Consider the following 22,253-nt stretch of genomic DNA (forward strand, 5'->3'; position numbering starts at 1 on the left):
CATGGCCCGGCGCTACCAGGATCGGTGTCGGTGGCGCCGGGCCATGCCCGGCGAGCGCAGCGGCCGCTGGGGTCAGCCCACGATCCGCAGCACGTCATCCAGCAGCGCCGCTGCGGTCACTTCCGCACCCGCGCCCGGCCCCTGGATCAACAGCGGCTGCACGCGATAGCGATCACTGTGGATGGCCACGCGGTTGTCGGTGCCCGCGCCCTGCGCCAGCGGATGGTCGGCCGCCAGCTCACGCAGGCCTACCTGCGCACCCTCACCGTCGACGCGCCCGACAAAACGCAGCACCCGACCGTTGTCGCGCGCCTGCTGCCAACGCGCCTGCAGCGGTGCGTCCAGCTGCTCCAGCGCATTCACTGCATCGTCCAGCGGCAATGCCGCCAGCGTATCCGGCACCAGTGAATCGACCTGCACCTGTGAGGCGTCCAGCGCCAATCCGCTGCTGCGCGCGAGGATCAACAACTTGCGGCGCACATCCTCGCCGGACAGATCCAGTCGCGGGTCCGGTTCGGTGTAACCAGCCGCCAGCGCTTCACGCACCGCCGCCGAGAACGGCGACTGGCCGTCATACCGGTTGAACAGCCACGCCAGCGAGCCGGAAAGCACGCCCTCGATGGCATGGATGTGGTCGCCACCGGCCACCAGCGCACGCAGGCTGCTGAGCAACGGCAGACCCGCGCCGACGGTGGCACTGTCGCCGTAGCGTGCACCGCTGTCGGCGCAACGGTCGGCGATGGCCTGCGCGCGCGACAGCTGCGCACCACGGCCAAGCTTGTTGGCGGTCACCACGTGCACGCCGCGCGCCAACCACTGCACATGGCGCGCCGCTACGTCTTCGCTGGCGGTGGCATCGACCACCACGTCACCACGCTCCAGCCCTTCGGCGCTGGCCCAGGGTGGCGAACTCTGCCCATCGCGCGGTGCACGGCGTGCCAGCTCCAGCGGCAACGCCAGATCGCGGTCGATCGCCAGCGCCGTGCGCGAATTGGCCAGCCACTGCACGCTGGGCAACTCCAGCCCACGTGCCTGCAGCGCCTGGTAGCGCTGTACGAAGGCCGAACCGACGGTGCCGGTTCCGAGCAGCGCCAGGCGGCCGGTACCCAGCAGCGGAATCTCGACAGGCAAAGCGCTCATGCGTCTGCCACCTGTTTGCCGCGTGCCACCGCGTCGATCACCGCTTCGGCACGTGCCAGTGCGGCGTCCAGATCCGCCAGCAGGTCGCGCTCGCCCTCGATACCGACCGACAGCCGCAGCAGGCCTTCGCTGATGCCCGCAGCAGTGCGCGCTTCGGCCGTCATCGCCGCGTGGGTCATGGTTGCCGGATGTGCGATCAGGCTCTCCACCCCACCCAGCGACTCGGCCAGCGTGAAGTAGCGCAGGCCATCGACAAACGCGCGCACAGCGGCATGCGGATCATCGCCGGCACAGCTGGCGAGTTCGAAGGACAGCATCGCGCCGAAACCACTCTGCTGTCGGGCGGCAACGGCGTGGCCCGGATGATCGGCCAGGCCCGGGTAGTAGACCTTGGCCACCGCCGGATGCGCATCAAGCAGTGCCACGATCGCGGCGGTGTTTTCCTGGTGCGCGCGCAGGCGTGCATCCAGCGTGCGCAGGCCGCGCAGGGTCAGGAACGCATCGAATGGCGAACCGGTGAGACCCAGTGCGTTGCCCCACCACACCAGCTGTTCGTGCACCGCGGGATCGCGGGCAATCACCGCACCACCGACCACGTCGCTGTGGCCGTTGATGTACTTGGTGGTGGAGTGCAGCACCACGTCCGCACCGAACGACAGCGGTTGCTGCAATGCCGGCGACAGGAACGTGTTGTCGACCACCACCAGCGCACCGGCTTTGTGCGCGGCATCGATCACGAATCGCAGGTCGGTGATGCGCAGCAGCGGGTTGGACGGTGTTTCCACCAGCACCAGCTTCGGCTGCGTGGCCAGCGCCTGGGCCAGCGCGCGCGGGTCGGTCAGGTCGGCGGTGACCAGTTCGAAATGGCCCTTCTTCGCCAGCGCGTTGAACAGGCGCCAGCTGCCGCCGTACGCATCATGTGGCACCACCAGGGTATCGCCCGGCTGCAGCAGTGCGTTCAGCACCAGGTTGATCGCGCCCATGCCGGTGGCCGTGACCACGCCGCCGGCGCCGCCTTCCAGTTCGGCCAGCGCTTCACCCAGCAGGTCGCGGGTGGGGTTGCCACTGCGGGTGTAGTCGTACTGGCGCTTGTTGCCGAAGCCTTCAAAGCTGAAGTTCGACGACAGCACGATCGGCGGCGTGACCGCGCCATGGGCGGTATCCCGATCGATGCCGGCGCGGACGGCGGCGGTGGTGCGACAACAGGACGGTTCAGCGGCGTGCAGGCTCATGCGGACTCTCCAGAAGTGCGGAAGGCGGTGGCGAGGATCGCGTCGATGCGATCGGTTTCTTTCAGGAAGGCGTCGTGACCGTAGGGCGAGCGCAGCACGCGCAGGCTGCCGCGCGGGCCCAGTCCCTCGACCAGACCGACCAGGTCGGCCAGCGGCACCAGGCGGTCGCCTTCAACGGCAACCACCACGGTCGGCGGCAGGATCGCGGCCGGGTCCACGCGGTGCAGGTCGATCGACTCGGACAGGCGCAGGTAGGCATTGACCGGCGTGCGCGCCACGTACTGCGCGCCTGCCGCGTCGAGATAATCTTCGGCGGCGACACGGACGCGGCCATTGACCACTTCCGGTGCTGCGTCGAAGCGCTCGCCGAATTCTTCCGGCGTGCGATAGCTGAGCATCGCGAACTGGCGGGCCAGCGCCAGGCCATGGTCTTCGCCACACTGCAGCTGGCCCAGCGCAACGGCACGGCGCTGCAGCGCACGCCAGGCGGCGGCATACGGATGCGGACGGTGCGCGCCGCTGACCAGCACCAGCTGGCGTACCCGTGCGCGATGACGGATCGCGAACTGCTGGCCGACCAGCGCGCCGTAGGAATAGCCGACGAAGGCCTTCAGCGCGCGGATGCCGAGGTGGTCCAGCAGCAGGGCCAACGCATCGGCCTGGTCGGCGGTATCGATCGGCACATCCAAGGCACCGTCGGCACCGATGAAATCGAACGCGAGCACACGCAGCTGCTGCGGATCGAGTGCGCGACCACTGCCGACCAGGCCTTCGGCCCAGCCCTTCTCGGTGAACTGCGCATTGGAGGCCACGTGGCGGTGCGCGGAGATGCCGCCGGCCAGCACCACCACCGGTGCGTTGACTGGACCGACCGACTCGTAGCGCAGGCGCACCGGGCACGGACCGGCATGACGCATCGACAGCACAGCGGCGAACTCGCCGCGCTCGGCGTGCACGCGGTCATCGACCGGCACGCTGACGGGGACAAAGGGTTCGGGGCGAAGCACGGTGCTGGTGGCGAAGCTCATGGCGGGTTCCGGTAGGGAAATCGGCCATCGAGCCTTCGCGGGGCTCGCGTTCGAAATGCACGTTGTGTGCAGATTCGAACCATCTTTCGGTGGACGCCACGGTCCCCGCAGGATTTGGCACCTACGCAGGCGCTTTCGCGTCTGCGGGCTGCCCCGGCTTCAAAGGGCCTGTCCCTCTGCCGGTCTCGATGGTGGAGCCACGATGCCAGCCCTTTCCGGGCATGTCAATCCCTTCATGCGGATAAAGCGATGAATGAATGCGGAGACCCCGACCCTTCCCCCTTCCCGGCCGCTTGCGTAGAGTCCCGGCGGTCCATGTCGCTGGAGCCTTCGATGCGCCGCCTGCCCCTGTCCTGCCTGCTGCTGCCCCTGTTGGCGAGCGCCTCCGCGAACGCCGCCGACTGGCGCCAGGGCTGGGGACTGGTGCCGAAGACTGCAGCCGCGCGCAGTGCCGAGACGGCGCCGCAAGCGGCGTCGATGGCACGCCTGCGGCTGCAGCCGCTGGGCGACCAGTGGCAGGCGCGGATCGACAATCCGCTGTCCGGCCCGGTGCAGATCGAGCTGCGCGCGGCCCCCGGCACGCAGGTGGAAGGCCTGCCGCTGCAGTCGCTGGTGCAGGCCACCGGCAGTCTGGTGGTGGGCCACCTGCCCTCCCCCTCCAGCGGCAGGGCGCTGGACCTCCGCCTGCAGTCGGTGCCGGGCAATCCGGCCGCGCGCGCCGAGGACGTCGCCTACCGCCTGCCGTTCGAGGCTGTCCAGCTGCGTGTGGACCAGGCCCCGCAGGGCCGGTTCAGCCACGATGACGAGGAGAACCGCGACGCCATCGACTTTGCCCTGCCCGAAGCAACGCAGGTCCTGGCCGCCCGCGAGGGCACGGTGATGCAGGTACAGGATGGCTTCCGCGGCAATGGCCTGGATCGTGAACGCGATGCCGGACGCGCCAACTTCGTTCGCATCCTGCACAGCGACGGCAGCATGGCGATGTACGCCCACCTGCAGGCCGGCGGCATGCGGGTCCGTCCCGGCCAAGCCGTGCAGGCTGGCCAACCGATCGGCCTGTCCGGCAACAGTGGCTACAGCACCGCACCGCACCTGCACTTCGTGGTGCAGCTCAACCGGGGCATGGGCCTGCGCTCAGTGCCGGTGCGCATCCTCGCCCCGCAGGGCGAATTGCACTTCGCCCGCGAGGGCAGCGGCGACGCCAGCGCCGGGCGCTGACCCGCCGACGCCGGCAGGCCGGTATAATCGGGCGCTTATCTCTTTGAAAAGCGCCCCGTGCGGGCGCCACTGCCATGTCCGAAGTCGCCACCGAAGCGTCGCGTCGCCGCACGTTCGCCATCATTTCCCACCCTGACGCCGGCAAGACCACGCTGACCGAGAAGCTGCTGCTGTTCGGCGGCGCGATCCAGATGGCCGGCTCTGTGAAGGGCCGCAAGGCTGCCCGCCACGCCACCTCGGACTGGATGGCGCTGGAAAAGGAGCGCGGCATCTCCGTCACCTCCTCGGTGATGCAGTTCCCGTACGAAGGCAAGATCATCAACCTGCTCGACACCCCGGGCCACGCCGACTTCGGCGAGGACACCTACCGCGTGCTGACCGCGGTGGACTCGGCGCTGATGGTGATCGACGTGGCCAAGGGCGTGGAAGAGCGCACCATCAAGCTGATGGAAGTGTGCCGCCTGCGCGACACCCCGATCATGACCTTCATCAACAAGCTCGATCGCGAGGGCAAGGAGCCGATCGACCTGCTGGACGAGGTTGAAAGCGTGCTCGGCATCCAGTGCGCACCGGTCACCTGGCCGATCGGCATGGGCCAGCGCCTGAAGGGCGTGGTCCACCTGATCACCGGCGAAGTGCACCTGTACGAACAGGGCCGCAACTTCACCCGCCAGGATTCGACCATCTTCCCCTCGATCGATTCGCCCGGGCTGGCAGAGAAGATCGGCGAGCGCATGCTGGCCGATCTGCGCGACGAGCTGGAACTGGTGCAGGGCGCCAGCCACCCGTTCGACCTGCAGGCCTACCGGGCCGGCAAGCAGACCCCGGTGTTCTTCGGTTCGGGTGTGAACAACTTCGGCGTGCAGCCGCTGCTGGACTTCTTCGTCGAGCACGCGCCGTCGCCGCAGGCACGCTCCACCACCGGCCGCGACGTCGCCCCGCAGGAGCCGAAGCTGACCGGCTTCGTGTTCAAGATCCAGGCCAACATGGATCCGCAGCACCGTGACCGTGTGGCCTTCATGCGCGTCTGCTCGGGCCGGTTCACTGCTGGCATGAAGACCCTGCACGTGCGCACCGGCAAGGACATGAAGCTGGCCAATGCGCTGACCTTCATGGCCAGCGACCGCGAAATCGCCGCCGAGGCGTGGCCGGGCGATGTCATCGGCATCCACAACCACGGCACCATTTCCATCGGTGACACCTTCACCGAAGGCGAAGCGATCACCTTCACCGGCATCCCCAACTTCGCCCCGGAACTGTTCCGTCGCGCCCGCCTGCGCGATCCGCTCAAGCTCAAGCAGCTGCAGAAGGGCCTGGCACAGTTGTCCGAGGAAGGCGCGACCCAGTTCTTCCGTCCGCTGACCAGCAACGACCTGATCCTGGGCGCGGTCGGTGTGCTGCAGTTCGATGTGGCCGCCTACCGCCTGAAGGACGAGTACGGCGTGGAAGCCACCTTCGAGCAGGTCAGCGTGACCACGGCGCGCTGGGTCCACTGCAGCAACGAGAAGAAGCTGGAGGAGTTCCGCGAGAAGAACGCGCTGAACCTGGCCCTCGACGCCGCCGGCCACCTGGTCTACCTGGCGCCGACCCGGGTCAACCTGCAGCTGGCGCAGGAACGCGCGCCGGATGTGCGTTTCTCGGCAACCCGTGAAGCCGCGCATACGGTCACCGGCAACTGATTGCAGCAACCATACGGTGGCGGGGGTGCACGCGCCCGCCATCGCGGCGATGATAGGGGGGTGCGGGTCCCCCTCCCTGCAGACGATGCCCATGCCATGTCCACGACTTCTGTTGCTTCGATCCGTGAAGAAATTGCCAGCGCCCTGACCCACGGGCTGGGTGCGGTGCTTGCCCTGGCCGCCAGCGCGGTACTGATCACCCTGGCCGCGATCTACGGCGATGGCTGGCAGCTGGCCAGCGCGATCGTGTTCGGCATCGCCCTGCTGCTGCTGTACACCGCCTCCACGCTGTACCACGCCATCCAGCACCCGCAGGCCAAGGGCCGCCTGAAGGTGTTCGACCATTGCGCGATCTATGTGCTGATCGCCGGCACCTATACCCCGTTCACCCTGATCGGCCTGCGCGGCCCCTGGGGCTGGGGCATGTTCACCGCGATCTGGGCGCTGGCGCTCGGCGGCGTGGTGTTCAAGCTGTTCTACACCGGCCGCTTCAAGCTGCTGTCCACGGTGATCTACATCGCCATGGGCTGGCTGGTGGTGGTGGCGATCAAGCCGATGTGGGCCTCGATCGATGGCGGCACCCTGGCCTGGCTGTTCGGCGGCGGCCTGTCCTACACGCTGGGCACCTACTTCTATCACCGCGAATCGATCCCCTATTCGCATGCGATCTGGCATCTGTTCGTGATCGGCGGCAGCGTCTGCCACTTCGTCGCAGTGACCCGACAGGTGCTGTGACCGCTGATCTGCGGTAGCGCCGGGCCCTGCCCGGCAAGCAGGCGTCCACTGTGCACGCCATGCACATGAACGCTTCGCGCCCCGTCCACCGCGACGGGGCAACCATGGCAGCGTGAATGCTGCCTCTGCTCCTGCTGCTCCCAAGGCGTCGCGCTGGCGCCTGCGCCGTCCCGGTCCACGCGGGCAGCGCTGGCTGGCCGTGCTGGTATTCCTGTTCGCGGCGATCCTGATCCTCATCGCCCTGTGGGACTGGAACTGGTTCAAGGGTCCGGTGGAACGTGCGGTGCAGGCCCGTACCGGGCGCGCCCTGCACATCGGCAACCTGGATGTCGACCTCGGCCGCACCACCACCGTACGCGCCGATACCCTCACCTTCGCCAACGCCCCCTGGGCGAAACAGCCGAACATGGCCAGCGCCGACCGGGTCGAGATCGACCTACGGGTCTGGCCGTTGCTGCGCGGTAACGTGCAGCTTCCCGAAATCCGCCTGACCCGCCCTGACGTACTGCTGGAGACGGCACCGCGCAAAGGTGACCCGGGCAACTGGAACTTCCTCGGCGACAGCAAGGGCGGCACCACGCCGCAGCTCAAGCGCCTGCGCATCGACGATGGTCGCCTGCAGTTCCTTGACGCCCCAGGCCGCACCGACATCCTGGTGAACGTGCGCAGTGGCGAACCGAAACAGGCCGACGCCGCACCACCGTTGCTGGTGGCCGGCAAAGGCCGCTGGCGGGGCAATCCCTTCGTCCTGAGCGGTGGCACCGAATCGCCGCTGGAACTGACCGACAGCGCCCATCCCTTCCGCATCCACCTCGATGGCCGCGCTGGCGCGACCCATGCCGTTGCCAGCGGCACCTTGACCAACCCGTTCCAGCTGCAGGTGTTCGACCTGCAGTTCGCGCTGAGCGGCGGCGACCTGGCCGATCTGTATCCATTGCTGGGCATCGCCATTCCGCCCTCCCCGCCGTATGCCCTGGATGGCCGCCTGAAGCGCGATCACCAGGTGTGGCGCTACGAGCGCTTCACCGGCAAAGTCGGCGACAGTGATCTGGAGGGCGATGTGCAGTTCGACGTCTCCCGGGACCGTCCGCGGATGACCGCCAACCTGGTGTCGCGTCGTCTCGATTTCGATGACCTTGCCGGCTTCGTCGGCGCACCACCGAAGACCGGCGGCGGTGAGACGGCCAATGCAGAACAGAGGGCCGAGGCGGCGCGCGTGGCTGCCAGCGCGAAGGTGTTGCCGGCCACCCCGTACAACCTCGGCAAGCTGCGTGCGATGGATGCCGACGTGCGCTGGAAGGCCCAGCGCATCAATGCACCGAAGCTGCCGCTGGATGACATGGATGCACACCTGCTGCTGGACGATGGTGTGCTGCGGCTGGACCCGCTGAACTTCGGTGTTGCCGGCGGCGACATCCGCAGCACGATCCGCATGGATGCACGTCGGCCACAGATCGCAACCACCTTCAAGGCCAGCGTGCGCGGCGTGCAGCTGGGCCAGTTGTTCCCCGATGCCAAGCTGGCCGAGCAGGCCAAGGGAGGTATCAGCGGCAGTATCGACCTGACCGGCAACGGCAACTCGATCGCGGCGATGCTCGGCAGCAGCAGCGGCAACGTGGCGTTGGGCATGGGCCGCGGCCATGTCGGCAACCTGCTGATGGAAGTGGCGGGGCTGGACATCACCGAATCGCTGAAATTCCTGTTCACCGGCGACAAACAGATTCCGCTGCGATGCGCCTTCGCCGATTTCGGCGTGCGCGAGGGCCTGATGCATACCCGCTCGATGGCGGTGGACACCACCGATACGATCATCCTTGGCGAGGGCGATGTCAGCCTGCGCGATGAAACCCTGGACCTGCTGCTGAAGCCACGCCCCAAGGACAGGAGCATCCTGGTGCTGCGCTCGCCGCTGCGCATTGGCGGCACCTTCAAGGACCCGTCATTCCGCCCCGACTTCAAGGCGCTGGGTATCCGTGGCGCGGTGGCGCTGACACTGGGCAGCATCGCGCCGCCGGCGGCACTGCTGGCCACCATCGAACTGGGCCCGGGCAAGGACGCCGACTGCGGTGGGCACTACGCGAAATAGAGCGGGCGTTCGCGGCGCCTTTGTTTTCCGTGCGGAGAGCCGAAGCAAGGCGACAGGCAGGACACGCCGTAAACCCGTCCATGGGGGCTCGGTCGGCGCATCCATGCGCCTCACGGTCCTGCCTGCCGCCTTGCTCCGGCTTCGGACAGTTTCCTGCAGCCGTGTAACGAGAGCAGGAATTCAAAGTCAAAAGAAAAAAAGCGGAATCAAAAGCAGTGCCAACCAAGGTTGGCATCTACCAACGGCAGATTGTCGGGGCTGAAGCCAGCCGCGCTCGCAGGAACGTGTCCTGAGGCGGAGGGCATGGCCGTGCAGGACCGTTGGCGCCATGGGCCCGGCGCATGCGCCGGGCGGGTTGGGCAGGACGCCCAACCCCGGTCTTGCCGTGTGCGCAGGACAGCGCACACGAGCAAGGCGCCGTCGAGCCCCCATGGATGGGTTTACGGCGTGTCCTGCACGGCCATGCCCTCCGCCTCCCCGCACATCAGGAAGGCGCTGCTTTGGCTTTGGCTTTGGCTTTGGCAGTTGCTTGAAAAAGCGGGCCGGCGGGCCGCAGGCCCGCCAGCGACAAACTCACCCCGCCACGATGTACTGCTGCAGCTGATCCAGCTCGCGCCGCTGCGCATCGATCACCGACTTCACCAGGTCACCGATGGAAATGACCCCCAGTACCTGCCCGCCCTCGACCACCGGCAGATGGCGGATGCGGTAATCGGTCACCAGCTGCAGGCAGTGTTCCACCTGCTCACCGGGACTTACTGTCACTACTTTCGCGGTCATGATCTCCGACACCGCCGTGTCGCGCGACGAACGATCGTGGAGCACGATCTTGCGTGCGTAATCGCGCTCGGACAGGATCCCGACCAGTCGCGGTCCATCCATCACCAGTACCGCGCCAATGCCCTTCTGCGCCATCAGCCGGATCGCATCGATCACCGCCGCGCCAGGCGCGACCGCATGCACTTCAGGGGACTTGCCGTCCAACAGTTGCCGTACCGACGTCATCTGCCTGCCCTCCCAGGGTGGGTTGCAGCTCCGAGTCTGCCACGGAAGGGGCCAACCATGCGTCAACCAGGTACAACGGCCGTTGCTTGGACTCCTCGTACAGGCGTCCCAGGTACTCGCCGATCAGCCCCAGCGCGATCAACTGCACGCCGCCCAGGAACAGGATCACCGCCATCATCGTCGGCCAGCCGGCCACCCGGTCGCCATAGATCGCCGCCTTGGCGATCACCCAGATGGCAAACACGAACGCCACGCCCGCGGTGGCCAACCCCATGTAGGTGGCCGCCCGCAGCGGGACCGTCGAGAAGCCGGTGATGCCTTCCAGCGCGAAGTTCCACAGCCGCCACAGGCTGAACTTGCTGCTGCCGGCCAAGCGGGCATGCCGGTGATACGGCACCGCCACGCGGCGGAAACCGACCCAGCTGAAGAGCCCCTTCATGAACCGGTGGCGCTCGCGCATCTCGCGCAATGCGCTCAGCGCGCGCGGCGACAGCAAGCGGAAATCGCCGGTATCGGCCGGAATGGGCGTGCGCGAGAGGCGGCCGATCACCCGGTAGAACACCGATGCGGCAGCACGCTTGCTCCAGCTCTCACCGTCACGCACCAGGCGGGTGCCATAAATGTTGTCGTAACCCTCGCGCCAGCGTTCAACAAACTGCGGCACCAGTTCCGGCGGGTCCTGGCCATCGGCGTCGAGGATCATCGCCGCCCCTTCGCGCACATGGTCCAGGCCGGCGGTCAGCGCCGCCTCCTTGCCGAAGTTGCGCGACAGCTTCAGCGCCGATACCCGCGGGTCGGCCTGGGCCAGCGAGGCGATCAACGACCAGGTCGCGTCACTGCTGCCGTCATCCACGTACAGGATGTGTCCATCGATTCCGGCCAGGCCGTCCAACACCGCGCACAATCGCGGATGCAGCTGGGGCAGCACCAGCTCTTCGTTGTGTGCGGCGATGACGAAGGTAAGACGCTCACGGGTCATCGCCGGATTGTACGTCGTTGAAGGGGACGCAGCCCGTCAGTCCACCGTTCGAAACACCCGCTTCCCGCATTGGAAGGCACCACGGACACCGCTGGTGTCGTGCCCCTCAGTCCTCCGCCAGATACCCCGCTCCACCCAGCTGCCGTGCCTGCCGCTGGATCCACGCCGCACGCCGCTGCACGTACGGGCCGGGCTTGGCCGCGTTGTAGCGACGCGGCGCCGGCAGCACTGCCGCCAGACGCGCGCTCTCCGCAGGGCTCAGCCGTGCGGCGTCCTTGCCCCAGAATGTCTGTGCCGCCGCCTGGGCGCCATACACGCCGTCGCCGAACTCGGCGATGTTGGCGTACATCTCCAGGATCCGCTGCTTTGGCCAGAAGGCTTCGATCAGCACCGTGTACCAGACCTCCAGGCCCTTGCGGATCCAGCTGCGGCCCTGCCACAGGAACAGGTTCTTGGCCACCTGCTGGCTGATCGTGCTGGCCCCGCGCAGGCGCCCACCGCGCGCGTTGTGGTCGCGCGCCTTTTCAATGGCCTGCAGGTCGAACCCACTATGGTCAGGGAAGCGCTGGTCCTCCGCGGCCACCAGCGAAATGGGCAGGCTCGGCGCCATCTGGTCAAGGTCCCGCCACTGGTAGCGCAGCCGATAGGACCAGTCGCCTTCACCCAGTGCCTCGCCGAAACGCCAGACCATCACCGTGGACAACGGCGGATCGATGAAGCGCAGCACCAGCACCTGCAGGCAGCTGAAGGCCACAAACAGCACCGGTAGCCACAGCAGCCGCTTCCAGCGCCAGCGCCGACGTGGCGCCGTGTCGGCGGCGGCCACTACCTTGTCCTGCTCTCCCCCTGCCCCCATTACTGGTGCATCCTTCTTATGCCTGGTTGTCGGCGCATTATCCGGCAACCATCCCCGTTTACGCGCGATGTGAGCCGATGACCGCCCAATCCGATTCCCTTATCCGTTTCCTGCTCCCCGACGCCGGTGTCCGTGGCGTCCACGTGCGCCTGCAGGCCACCTGGCAGGACATCCAGTCCCACGGCGAATACCCGGACAGTGCCACCGAACTGCTTGGCGACGCCTGCGTGGCCTCGGCGCTGTTCACCGGCCACACCAAGGTGGACGGCCGCCTGTCGATCCAGCTGCGCAGCAATACCGCGCTGCGCACGCTGTTCGCCGAATGCACCGCCGCCGGCACCCTGCGCGGCATCGTCCAGCTGGCCGAAGGGGGTGACGCCCCCCGCGACCTGACCGAACTGGGCCAGGACGCCCTGCTGGCCATCACCATCGAGAATCCGGGACTGGATCCGCGCGAACCGCAGCGCTACCAGAGCCTGGTCGCGCTGACCGCGCCGGAACTGGATGAAGCGTTCGAGGACTACTTCCGCCAGTCCGAGCAGTTGCCGACGCGGCTGCTGCTGGCCGCCGACCGCGACGGCGCTGCCGGCCTGCTGCTGCAGAAGCTGCCGGGCGACGAGGGCGACGACGACGGCTGGGCCCGCGCCAGCGCGCTGTTCGACACCCTGGGCAAGGCCGAGCTGCTGGCCACCCCGGCCGAGGAACTGCTGCACCGGTTGTTCCACGAGGAGAAGGCGGAGCTGGTGGGTGACAAGGCGCTGTCCTTCGCCTGCTCCTGCTCGCGTGAACGGGTCGCCTCGATGCTGTTCTCACTGGGCGAGGAAGAGGCCCGTGCCGCTGCCGAAGACACCGGCGCGGTGGACGTACGGTGCGAATTCTGCGGACAGGAGTATCACTTTCCGTTGACGGAGTTCGGCATACTGTTCCACGGTGCCCAGGGGGCTGTACCGGCACCTGAACGTCTTCAGTGAAAACGAACGAGTCTTGTATCTGGGGAGGAGCAAGGCTTGTTAAGAAATCATAAACACCCTAGGATCGAGTTCCCGCCCCAGCGGGAACTTTCACTGTCCGTCACTGTCTGAACTGGTCCGATGCGTACCTTCCTGCGTCTACCGCTGGCCCTGCTGATCGCCCTTGGCGCGATCACGGGCGTGCATGCGCAGAGCAAGGACACCCGCACCGTGATTCCGGTGTGGAACAAGGGCAGCGGCAAGGTCGAGGCCCTGCTGTACCTGGAGCCGACCGGTGAACAGGCAGTGGGCGCACGCTGGCATTTCGGCCGCAATTCCCTCGACGCTGCGTTCGGCCTGTCTTCGGGCGACTCGCTGGGCCTGCTGTGCAACAGCAGCAGCGGCTCCAGCATCAGCGGACTGGCCAGCCATTGCATGCTGGCCAGCCTGGGCGACGAAGATGACGCCATCGGCTCCAACCGGCGCCTGACCGGTACCGCCGCGCTCAACCGGGGCACCGGCCGCCTGGGAATCACTGCCGGCACCGGCCGCGAGACCCTGCCCGCCTGGCTGGCGACGCCCAGCAAGACCCCGTCGCTGCGCGCCGAACAGAATGACCTGACCGTGTTCGCACAGAAGAACATCGGTCGCGAAGGCTTTGTCTCCATCGCCGGCACCTATGCCAAGGCGCGCCTGGTCCCCCTGGCTGACGCCTCGCCGGCCATCGTCGACCGCTGGGACAGCAAGAGCCTGAGTCTGGGCGCTGGCTACGGCAATTTCAGCGGCAGCATCATCGGCCGCGTGGTTGACGTTCCGGGCAAGCCCGGCAAGTGGGAAGGCCTGGGCATCGGCCTGACCTGGCGCACCCCGTGGTCCGGCCAGCTCACCGTCGGCGCCGAGAACGTCATCAGCCGCGGCAAGAACCCATTCTCCCCGCGCAACGAAAGCAACGATGACGGCACCGTGCCGTACGTCCGCTACGAGCAGGATCTGTAGTCGCCTATCGACTGGTAACAAGCAGTGTTCAACATCGGGCGCCCTGGGGCGCCCGAATTGTTTCCGGACACTTCTGTCAAGTGCGAAAAGCACTCATCTGTTACAAACAGATACATCACGACATGCATCAACTGAAACTTTTTTGTGCTTCGGAGGGGGGGAGACGCAGTGGCGCCCGCCCGCGCACCAGGATAACTCTTTGAAAGAAAAGAAATCGAAGCGCATTCATGTGTAACCACAGCGTGAATTAACACAGCTTTAATTTTTGGCAGAGGGCCGTTACTATCGATTCAGCCTCGCGATTTTGGAGCCCTCTTTTGGACTCCGCCGCGCAGGCACTACCCCAGCCAAGATTTCTTGGAGAGAGAGAGCCAATGAATTTTCAGTCCAACAAGCTGCGTGACGCCGTCGTCGTCGCGCTGATCGCCGGTGCGGCGACGTCCGTAACAGCCCAGGCGCAGGAAGCGACCAACCTGGACCGCATTTCGGTGACCGGTTCGCGTATCAAGAGCACCGACATCGAAACCTCGCAGCCGGTCCTGAGCCTGACCCGTGCTGATATCGAAAAGCAGGGCGTGACCTCGGTCGCCGACATCCTGCAGCGCGTTGCAGCCAACGGCGCTGCTCTGAACCGCACCTTCAACAACGGCGGTGATGGCTCGGCCGGCGTCAGCCTGCGCAACCTCGGTGCCGAACGCACCCTGGTGCTGGTCAACGGCCGTCGCTGGACCACCGGTCTGGACGGCAGCGTCGACCTGAACACCATTCCGACCGCGATGATCGAGCGCATCGACATCCTGAAGGACGGTGCTTCGACCATCTATGGCTCGGATGCCATCGCCGGCGTGGTGAACATCATCACGAAGCAGAACTTCGACGGCGCCGAAGCAAACTTCTACAAGGGCCAGTACAGCGCAGGCGACGGCGAGCGGGAAGCCTATGACTTCACCCTCGGCACCACCACTGACCGTGCATCGCTGACGGTAGGCGCGTCCTACGTCAACGAGAAGTCGGTCATGGCTGGCGATCGCAAGATCTCTGCTGGTGGTCCGCCGTTCTTCAGCGGCCAGAGCTCGACCGGTATTCCGGGCAACTACATCCGTGGCGGCAATCAGTACCTGATCCTCAACGGGGTGGAAACCGCGTTCGACCCGAACGTGCACGGCTACAACACCGCGCCGGACAACTACCTGCTGACCCCGAACGAGCGCACCTCGCTGTTCGTGCTGGGCTCATACAACATCACCGACAACATCACCTTCCGTACCGAGGCGATGTACAACGAACGCAAGTCCGAGCAGCTGCTGGCCGCCATGCCGGTAACTGGCCAGCGACTGAGCGCTGGCAGCATCTACAACCCTTACGGCGTTGACCTGACCGGTGTGAACCGTCGCTTCAATGAGTCCGGCGGCCGTTCGTTCAACCAGAATGTCAAGAACTGGCACTTCTACGGCGGCTTCGAGGGCTTCTTCGAGTTCGCTGACCGCAACTTCGATTGGGACGTCGGCTACCGTTACGACAAGACCGACCAGAACGACCTGACCTACGGCTTGTTCAACCGTCAGCGTCTGGCCGAAGCCTATGGGCCGTCGGCCGTCCGAGGCGGTCAGGCGGTGTGCCTGAATGCAGCTGGTGCGGTCATCGCTGGTTGCGTTCCGATCAATCCGCTCGGCGGGCTGGGCTCGGTTTCGCAGGAAGCTCTCGATTACGTTTCCTTCACCGCACATGACTCTGCCAGCCTGGTGTCGAAGGGCTACTACGCCAACATCTCTGGCGAAATCGTGCAGCTCCCGGCAGGCGCACTTGGCTTCGCGGCGGGCTACGAGTATCGCAAGGAAACTGGCCAGTTCGATCCGGATGCCTTCATCGCATCCGGCCTGAGCACTGGTAACGGCGCCGCACCGACCAAGGGCGCGTACGATCTGAACGAGTTCTTCGTGGAACTGTCGATCCCGGTGTTGGCTGACCTGCCGGGTGCCAAGCTGCTGGACTTCAGCGTGGCCTCGCGCTACTCGGACTACAGCAACTTCGGCAACACCACCAACAACAAGTTTGGTTTCCGCTGGAAGCCAATCGACGACCTGATGATCCGCGGTAACTACTCCGAGGGCTTCCGCGCGCCGAGCATCAATAATCTGTATCGCGGTGATACGGATTCGTTCGAAACCTACATCGATCCGTGCTCCTCCAATGCAGGTCTTCGCACTGGTGCGGTGGCAGCCCAGTGTGCAGCTGCAGGCGTGCCGGCCAACTTCGTCCAGCCGGGCGCAGGCAGTGGCAGAAAGCAGACCGTTGTGCCGTTCACCTGGCAGGCCAACCCGAACCTGAAGCCGGAAACCTCGACCAGCAAGACGCTGGGCCTGGTGTGGAGCCCGAGCTTCGTGACCGGCTTGAATGTGACTTTGGACTGGTGGCAGATCAAGGTTGAAGATGCCATCACCCGTCCGGCCATCCAGGACATCATGAGCTACTGCTACGGTGGCACTCCGCAGCAGCAGGCGGCCTACTGTGGTCTGATCACCCGTGATCCGAACTACGGCACGGTCAATCAGCGCTACACCATCACCAACGTCAACATGCCGCTGCAGAACCTGGCATCGTACAAGGTGGAAGGTTGGGATCTGGGCCTGATGTACCGCCTGCCGGAAACCTCGTTCGGCCAGTTCACCATCAGCTGGGACAGCACCTATCTGGCGAAGTGGGACACCAAGTCGACCCAGGATGCGCCTGTCGAGGGTCGTCAGGGTCGGTACCGCGATCAGGATCCGTACTGGCGTATCCGTTCCAACCTGTATGTCGATTGGACCTACGGCGACTTCGGCGTGAACTACGGTCTGCGTTACAAGTCCGGCATGCGTGAGGAATGCCCGTTCGACCCGATCGAAGAGCCGGAGACCTTTGCATTCTGCTCCGACGGCGCGAATGGCGAGAACCACATCGGTGCCACCACCTACCACGACATCCAGGTGCGTTACAACACCCCGTGGAAGGGCACGATCATGCTGGGTCTGAACAACGCATGGGACAAGCAGCCGCCGGTGTCCTATTCGGTGCGCGCCAACATGTTCGACCCGCAGTACGACCTGCCGGGCCGTTACATGTACATGCAGTACAAGCAGAAGTTCTGATCGATCCACTGATCAGCTGATGCAGCAACGGCCCCGAAAGGGGCCGTTGTTTTTTGTACCTTCGTTGCTGGCGTCAACACCAACGAAAAAGGCCGCGGCAGTGCCGCGGCCTTTCTGCATCCAGCGATGAAGAACGCTCAGCCGTTCGGAATCAGCGTGTCGATGAGGTGTTCGACATACGCTTCGAAATCCTCGCGCGCCTGCTTGGGCTGTTGCAACTGCAACGACAACTGCAGGAAGCCCACATACGCTGCATAGGCCAGGCGTGCGCGGTGGCGTGCATCGGTCGAGCTCAGGCCCGCCTGGCGGAACGAGGCGATCAGGTAATCGAGTCGTCGCTGCGACACGCGGTCGATCACCGGCCGCACCATCGGATGGTCCAGCGCCTTCAGCAACTCGCTGTAGATGATGTGCGGCTGCACTTCGTGCGCCACCATCTGGAACAACTGGCGCAGGCGCACGCGCGGATCCGGCACGTCTTCCAGGCTGCCGAACACCTGTTCCTGCTCGAACAGTTCCCAGCGTTCCAGCGCGGCCTGCAGCAGCGCATCACGCGAGGGGAAGTGCCAGTAGAAACTGCCCTTGGTCACGCCAAGGCGGCGCGCCAGCGGCTCCACCGCGACGGCGCTGACACCTTGCTCGGCAATCAGATCGAGGGCCGCCTGGGCCCAGTCTTCGGCACTCAGGCGGCTGTTGCGGCCGGCACGCGGTTCGCCGGCGGAAGCGTCAGGTTGATTCATTTGCTGATTTAACCATACGCCGGGGTTCGTTGCAGTACGCGGTTGCGGCCGAAACCGTCGGCAGCGGGGCCAGAAGGGATTCCTGCGGCGCACCATACCGTGCAGTATTGACTTCCTGCAGAAGCAATCCATACTAGCGAGTATGGTTATGTCCCCTACTCCCGCTGCATTCCATGACCTGCGCCTGGAGGCCGCCCACGGCACCTCTCTGGCTGCAACTGCCAGCACCTCCGGCCGTCGCGGACGCGTACTGTTCGCACACGGCTTTGGCCAGACCCGCCATGCCTGGACGACCACGGCCAAAGCACTGTCGGCCGCGGGCCTGCAGACCCTGGCCTACGACGCCCGCGGTCATGGCGATTCCGACTGGAATGCGGCCGATCTGGCCTATCACGGCGAGCAGTTCGCCGATGACCTGATCGTGCTGGCCGGCGAGCAGCCGCGACCGCCGGTGCTGGTGGCCGCCTCGATGGGGGGCCTGTTCGGCCTGCTGGCCGAATCACGCTGGCCCGGGCTGTTCTCTGCCATGGTGCTGGTGGACATCACCCCGCGCTGGGACACGGCTGGCGTCGAACGCATCCTCGCCTTCATGACCGCACACCCGGACGGATTCGCCTCGCTGTCGCAGGCTGCCGATGTGATTTCGGCCTATGTGCCGCACCGCCCGCGCAAATCCGAGGATTCACTGCGCGCCCTGCTGCGCGACGATGGCCACGGCCGTTGGCGCTGGCATTGGGACCCGCGCCTGGTGGCCGAACTGGCCCGCGACAGCGAGCAGCACCAGGACGCACTGGCCGAAGCCGCGCGCCAGGTGAAGTGCCCCTTGCTGCTGGTCAGCGGTGGCCGCAGCGACCTGGTCACCCCGCAGACGGTGGCCGAATTCCTGGCATTGGCGCCACACGCACGCCACGTACAGTTGCCGCAGGCCACGCACATGGTCGCCGGTGATGACAACGACGCCTTTACCGCTACTGTGTTGGACTATCTGGACGTGTTGCCCGCAGCGGATGCTGCAGCTTCGTCCGCCATAAACGAGCACGTCACCGGAGCACGCTCATGAGCCTCGTCATTCCCTTCCTCGCCCTGCTGCTGGCAGGCGCGTTCGCTGCCTACCACCGCATGCGCCTGCTGACCTGGACGCTGATCAGCGTGGCCCTGCTGGTCGCCTGCTGGTTCATTCCCTACGTCAACCAGACCGCCACGATCGTCGCTGCTGCCGTATTGGCCGTGATCGTCGTGCCGCTGCTGCTGCCGTTCATCCGCAAGCCGCTGCTGACCGGCCCGATGATGAAGGTGTTCCGCAAGGTGCTGCCGCCGCTGTCGCAGACCGAGCGCATCGCCCTGGAAACCGGCTCGGTCGGCTTCGAAGGCGAACTGTTCACCGGTGACCCGGACTGGAACATCCTGCTGAACTACCCCAAGCCGCAGCTGAGTGCTGAAGAACAGGCCTTCCTCGATGGCCCGGTCGAAGAGCTGTGCAAGATGGTCAACGACTGGGAGATCACCCACGTCCATGCCGACCTGCCGCCGGAGCTGTGGAGCTTCATCAAGAAGAACAAGTTCTTCGGCATGATCATTCCGAAGGAATACGGCGGCCTGGGCTTCAGCGCGCTGGCCCACCACAAGGTGATCCAGAAGCTGGCATCAGTGTCGAGCGTGGTCAGCTCCACCGTTGGCGTACCGAACTCGTTGGGCCCGGGTGAGCTGCTCAACCATTACGGCACCCAGGAACAGAAAGACCAGTACCTGCCGCGCCTGGCCGATGGCCGCGAAGTGCCCTGCTTCGGCCTGACCGGTCCGTTCGCCGGCTCGGACGCCACCTCGATCCCCGATTACGGCATCGTCTGCAAGGGCGAGTGGAACGGCGAGCAGGTCCTCGGCGTCAAGCTCACCTTCGACAAGCGCTACATCACGCTGGCCCCGGTGGCCACGCTGATCGGCCTGGCCTTCCGCATGTACGACCCGGATGGCCTGATCGGCACCACCCGCGATATCGGCATCACCCTGGCCCTGTTGCCGCGTGACACCGCCGGTGTGGAAATCGGCCGTCGTCATTTCCCGCTCAACTCGACCTTCCAGAACGGCCCGATCCGTGGCAAGGATGTCTTCATCCCGCTGACCCAGCTGATCGGCGGCGCCGAGAAGGCCGGCAAGGGCTGGAACATGCTCAACGAGTGCCTGGCCGTCGGTCGCTCGATCACCCTGCCCTCCACCGCCAGTGGCGGTGCCAAGGCCGGCGCGGTGGTGACCGGTGCCTACGCGCGTATCCGCAAGCAGTTCGGCCTGTCGGTCGGCCGCTTCGAAGGCGTGGAAGAAGCGCTGGCCCGCATTGGTGGCAAGGCGTACAAGATCAGCGCGCTGTCGCAGGCCACCGCTGCCGCTGTGGACCGCGGTGACGTGCCGTCGGTGCCGTCGGCGATCGCCAAGTACCACTGCACCAACATGAGCCGTGAAGTGATCTCGGACGTGATGGACGTGATCGGCGGCAAGGGCATCATCCTGGGGCCGCGCAACTTCGCCGGCCGCAGCTGGCAGGCCGCGCCGATCGCCATCACGGTGGAAGGCGCCAACATCATGACCCGCAGCCTGCTGATCTTCGGCCAGGGCGCGATCCTCTGCCATCCGTGGGTGCTGAAGGAAATGAAGGCCGCGCAGGATCCGGATACCCGTGCCGGCCTGCAGGACTTCGACCGCAGCCTGTTCGGCCACATCCGCTACGGCATCTCCAATGCCGTGCGTTCGTTCTGGTTCGGCCTGACCGGCGCGCGCTTCGGCGCTGCCCCGGGCGACGCCTACACCCGCCGCTACTTCCGCAAGCTGGACCGCTACTCGGCCAACCTGGCGCTGATGGCCGACATCTCGATGATGACGCTGGGCGGCAAGCTGAAGTTCAAGGAATCGCTGTCTGGCCGCCTGGGCGACGTGCTGAGCCACGTCTACATGACCAGCGCCATGCTCAAGCGCTACCACGACGAAGGCGCCCCGCAGGCCGACCAGCCGCTGCTGGCCTGGGCCTTCCATGACAGCGTGCACAAGATCGAAGAATCGCTGTCGGCCGCCCTGCGCAACTTCCCGATCCGTCCGATCGGCTGGCTGATGTGGGCACTGATCTTCCCGCTGGGCCGTCGTGCCGAGGCCCCGGGCGACCGCCTGAGCCGTCGCGTGGCTGCGCTGCTGATGGCACCGAACGAAGCCCGCGACCGCCTCGCCAGCGGCGTGTTCCTGAGCCCGTGCGAGAACAACCCGGGCGGCCGCATCAACAGCTACCTGAGCAAGGCGATCATGGCCGAGCCGGTGGAGCGCAAGTTCATCAAGGCGCTCAAGACCAAGGGCATCGAAGCGCTGGATTTCGTCACCCAGTTGGACGAGGCCGTGGCCGAAGGCGTGATCACCCAGGACGAACGCACCCTGCTCGAGGAGCTGCGCACGCTCACCCTGGAAACCATCACCGTGGACGACTTCGATCCGGAAGAGCTGCGCTCGGCGGGCTACTACAAGCGCGAACAGAAGGGAGCGCAGTCGCAGGCCGCGTGATCGCAGCCACCATGTAAACGACAACGGCGGACTTCGGTCCGCCGTTTCTTTAGGGAGACACCCGATGTCTGCTCCACTGCTTACGCTTTACCACCGCCTGCAGCGCTGGCCTGCCGGCAACTGGTTGTTCTCGCGCGCGGTGTGCGTCAAGGCGCCCTACTTCGCCAGCATCGCCCCGCGCATCACTCTCCTCGAGAACGGCCGCTGCGAGGGCACGCTCGCCGACCGCCGCAAGGTGCGCAACCACATCGGCACGGTGCACGCGATCGCGATGTGCAATCTGGCCGAGCTCACTGCCGGGCTGATGGTCGATGCGTCGCTGCCGAAGGGCATGCGCTGGATCCCGAAGGGCATGCAGGTGCAGTACCTGGCCAAGGCGCGCGGCACGCTGCACGCGACGGCATTGCCGGCGCAGCCGATCGTGGTGGCGGCGGAAGGCTACGCGTTGCCGGTGACGGTGAGCGTGCGGGATCGTGCGGGGACGGAAGTGTTCAGTGCGGTGATCGACATGTGGGTGTCGCCGGCGAAGTGATGTTCCCGCGAACGGCGCAGCCCCTCGTGGGTTGGTTGCTGGAAGCGGATCATGGGTTGGGCCGGAGGGGTGGGATGCCCAAGGGACGCCGTGAATACGTCCCTGTAGGCTCGGGCGCGCCATCCACGGCGCTTACGCCCCTGCGCATCCCACCCCTCCGGCCCCTGACAGATCTCTGCGGCGTCCACCCACGGAAAAGAAAAAAGAAGAGCAAAAGCAAAAAGCGGCCCAGCGGCCGCTTTTTTGCTTTTCGGTGTTGCTGTTGCTGTTGCTCTTGATCTTCTTTTTCTTCTCCGTGGGCTGGCCGCACACGGAAACTGTCAGAGGTGGGGCGGGTGGGCCGTGCAGGGGCGTTGGCGCCATGGATGGCGCCATCGAGCTTACAGGGACGTACTTGCAGCGTCCCCTGCACGGC

17 protein-coding genes and 1 riboswitch are annotated in these 22,253 nt (G+C 65.9%); of the genes, 10 read left to right on the forward strand and 7 right to left on the reverse strand.

Features of this window, described 5'->3' with window-relative positions; all coding sequences use genetic code 11:
* Nucleotides 1–72: 72 nt before the first annotated feature.
* From ACFX4F_RS18935 to ACFX4F_RS18945, 3 genes are read right to left on the reverse strand one after another with little or no spacing between them, the layout of a single operon-like run.
* Entirely contained in the window at nt 73–1,140 is a 1,068-nt protein-coding gene (locus ACFX4F_RS18935; RefSeq protein WP_380657806.1) for a homoserine dehydrogenase, read from the reverse strand.
* The gene (locus ACFX4F_RS18940; protein WP_380657808.1) at nt 1,137–2,372 is read right to left on the reverse strand and encodes an O-succinylhomoserine (thiol)-lyase; all 1,236 of its coding nucleotides are present in this window, start codon (nt 2,370–2,372) and stop codon (nt 1,137–1,139) included. The genes ACFX4F_RS18935 and ACFX4F_RS18940 overlap by 4 nt, the downstream gene beginning before the upstream one ends.
* A complete protein-coding gene (locus ACFX4F_RS18945; protein ID WP_380657810.1) occupies nt 2,369–3,400 on the reverse strand; it encodes a homoserine O-succinyltransferase in 1,032 nt (343 codons plus the stop codon). The genes ACFX4F_RS18940 and ACFX4F_RS18945 overlap by 4 nt, the downstream gene beginning before the upstream one ends.
* Nucleotides 3,401–3,476: 76 nt before the next feature.
* Nucleotides 3,477–3,595, reverse strand: a riboswitch (SAM riboswitch).
* Nucleotides 3,596–3,733: 138 nt separating this feature from the next.
* Here ACFX4F_RS18945 and ACFX4F_RS18950 point away from each other — a divergent pair.
* The 4 genes from ACFX4F_RS18950 (at nt 3,734) to ACFX4F_RS18965 (ending at nt 9,118) form a co-directional block, all read left to right on the forward strand.
* Nucleotides 3,734–4,618, forward strand: a complete 885-nt coding sequence (locus tag ACFX4F_RS18950; protein ID WP_380657812.1) for a M23 family metallopeptidase — start codon at nt 3,734–3,736, stop codon at nt 4,616–4,618.
* Between the two features lie 74 nt (nt 4,619–4,692).
* Nucleotides 4,693–6,297 carry a peptide chain release factor 3 gene (locus ACFX4F_RS18955; RefSeq protein WP_025877820.1) on the forward strand — a complete coding sequence of 535 codons (1,605 nt, stop codon included), beginning with the start codon at nt 4,693–4,695 and terminating at the stop codon, nt 6,295–6,297.
* A gap of 96 nt (nt 6,298–6,393) precedes the next feature.
* On the forward strand, nt 6,394–7,032 hold the full coding sequence (locus tag ACFX4F_RS18960; RefSeq protein WP_099818873.1) for a hemolysin III family protein: 639 nt from the start codon (nt 6,394–6,396) through the stop codon (nt 7,030–7,032).
* A 112-nt stretch (nt 7,033–7,144) separates the two neighbouring features.
* Complete coding sequence (locus ACFX4F_RS18965; protein ID WP_380657815.1) at nt 7,145–9,118, forward strand: AsmA family protein; 1,974 nt, start codon at nt 7,145–7,147, stop codon at nt 9,116–9,118.
* A gap of 573 nt (nt 9,119–9,691) precedes the next feature.
* On the opposite strand, the gene ACFX4F_RS18970 is transcribed toward ACFX4F_RS18965, so the two are convergent.
* The 3 genes from ACFX4F_RS18970 to mtgA all read right to left on the reverse strand — a co-directional run bounded on the left by ACFX4F_RS18970 (nt 9,692) and on the right by mtgA (nt 11,958).
* Complete coding sequence (locus ACFX4F_RS18970; protein WP_025877817.1) at nt 9,692–10,123, reverse strand: CBS domain-containing protein; 432 nt, start codon at nt 10,121–10,123, stop codon at nt 9,692–9,694.
* Complete coding sequence (locus tag ACFX4F_RS18975) at nt 10,083–11,102, reverse strand: glycosyltransferase family 2 protein (RefSeq protein WP_099818870.1); 1,020 nt, start codon at nt 11,100–11,102, stop codon at nt 10,083–10,085. The genes ACFX4F_RS18970 and ACFX4F_RS18975 overlap by 41 nt, the downstream gene beginning before the upstream one ends.
* Nucleotides 11,103–11,208: 106 nt before the next feature.
* Entirely contained in the window at nt 11,209–11,958 is a 750-nt protein-coding gene (mtgA, locus tag ACFX4F_RS18980) for a monofunctional biosynthetic peptidoglycan transglycosylase (protein WP_380657818.1), read from the reverse strand.
* A 77-nt stretch (nt 11,959–12,035) separates the two neighbouring features.
* On the opposite strand from mtgA, the gene ACFX4F_RS18985 reads away from it, so the two are divergent.
* The 3 genes from ACFX4F_RS18985 (at nt 12,036) to ACFX4F_RS18995 (ending at nt 17,032) form a co-directional block, all read left to right on the forward strand.
* A complete protein-coding gene (locus tag ACFX4F_RS18985) occupies nt 12,036–12,929 on the forward strand; it encodes an Hsp33 family molecular chaperone HslO (RefSeq protein ID WP_099818868.1) in 894 nt (297 codons plus the stop codon).
* 120 nt (nt 12,930–13,049) lie between these two features.
* The gene (locus ACFX4F_RS18990; RefSeq protein WP_230113202.1) at nt 13,050–13,904 is read left to right on the forward strand and encodes a hypothetical protein; all 855 of its coding nucleotides are present in this window, start codon (nt 13,050–13,052) and stop codon (nt 13,902–13,904) included.
* A gap of 374 nt (nt 13,905–14,278) precedes the next feature.
* The gene (locus ACFX4F_RS18995; protein ID WP_099818867.1) at nt 14,279–17,032 is read left to right on the forward strand and encodes a TonB-dependent siderophore receptor; all 2,754 of its coding nucleotides are present in this window, start codon (nt 14,279–14,281) and stop codon (nt 17,030–17,032) included.
* 137 nt (nt 17,033–17,169) lie between these two features.
* Here ACFX4F_RS18995 and ACFX4F_RS19000 read toward each other — a convergent pair whose 3' ends face one another.
* A complete protein-coding gene (locus tag ACFX4F_RS19000; RefSeq protein ID WP_025877807.1) occupies nt 17,170–17,772 on the reverse strand; it encodes a TetR/AcrR family transcriptional regulator in 603 nt (200 codons plus the stop codon).
* 142 nt (nt 17,773–17,914) lie between these two features.
* Here ACFX4F_RS19000 and ACFX4F_RS19005 point away from each other — a divergent pair, with 142 nt between their 5' ends.
* The 3 genes from ACFX4F_RS19005 (at nt 17,915) to ACFX4F_RS19015 (ending at nt 21,838) form a co-directional block, all read left to right on the forward strand.
* Nucleotides 17,915–18,832: an alpha/beta fold hydrolase gene (locus tag ACFX4F_RS19005; RefSeq protein ID WP_099818866.1), complete on the forward strand. Its 918-nt coding sequence runs from the start codon at nt 17,915–17,917 to the stop codon at nt 18,830–18,832.
* On the forward strand, nt 18,829–21,306 hold the full coding sequence (locus ACFX4F_RS19010) for an acyl-CoA dehydrogenase (RefSeq protein WP_380657822.1): 2,478 nt from the start codon (nt 18,829–18,831) through the stop codon (nt 21,304–21,306). Before ACFX4F_RS19005 ends, ACFX4F_RS19010 begins: the two co-directional genes overlap by 4 nt.
* Before the next feature lie 64 nt (nt 21,307–21,370).
* Entirely contained in the window at nt 21,371–21,838 is a 468-nt protein-coding gene (locus ACFX4F_RS19015; protein ID WP_380657824.1) for a hotdog fold domain-containing protein, read from the forward strand.
* The last annotated feature ends 415 nt before the right edge of the window (nt 21,839–22,253 follow it).

The organism is Stenotrophomonas sp. YIM B13575 (genome assembly GCF_042787595.1).
Lineage (GTDB): Bacteria > Pseudomonadota > Gammaproteobacteria > Xanthomonadales > Xanthomonadaceae > Stenotrophomonas > Stenotrophomonas lactitubi_B.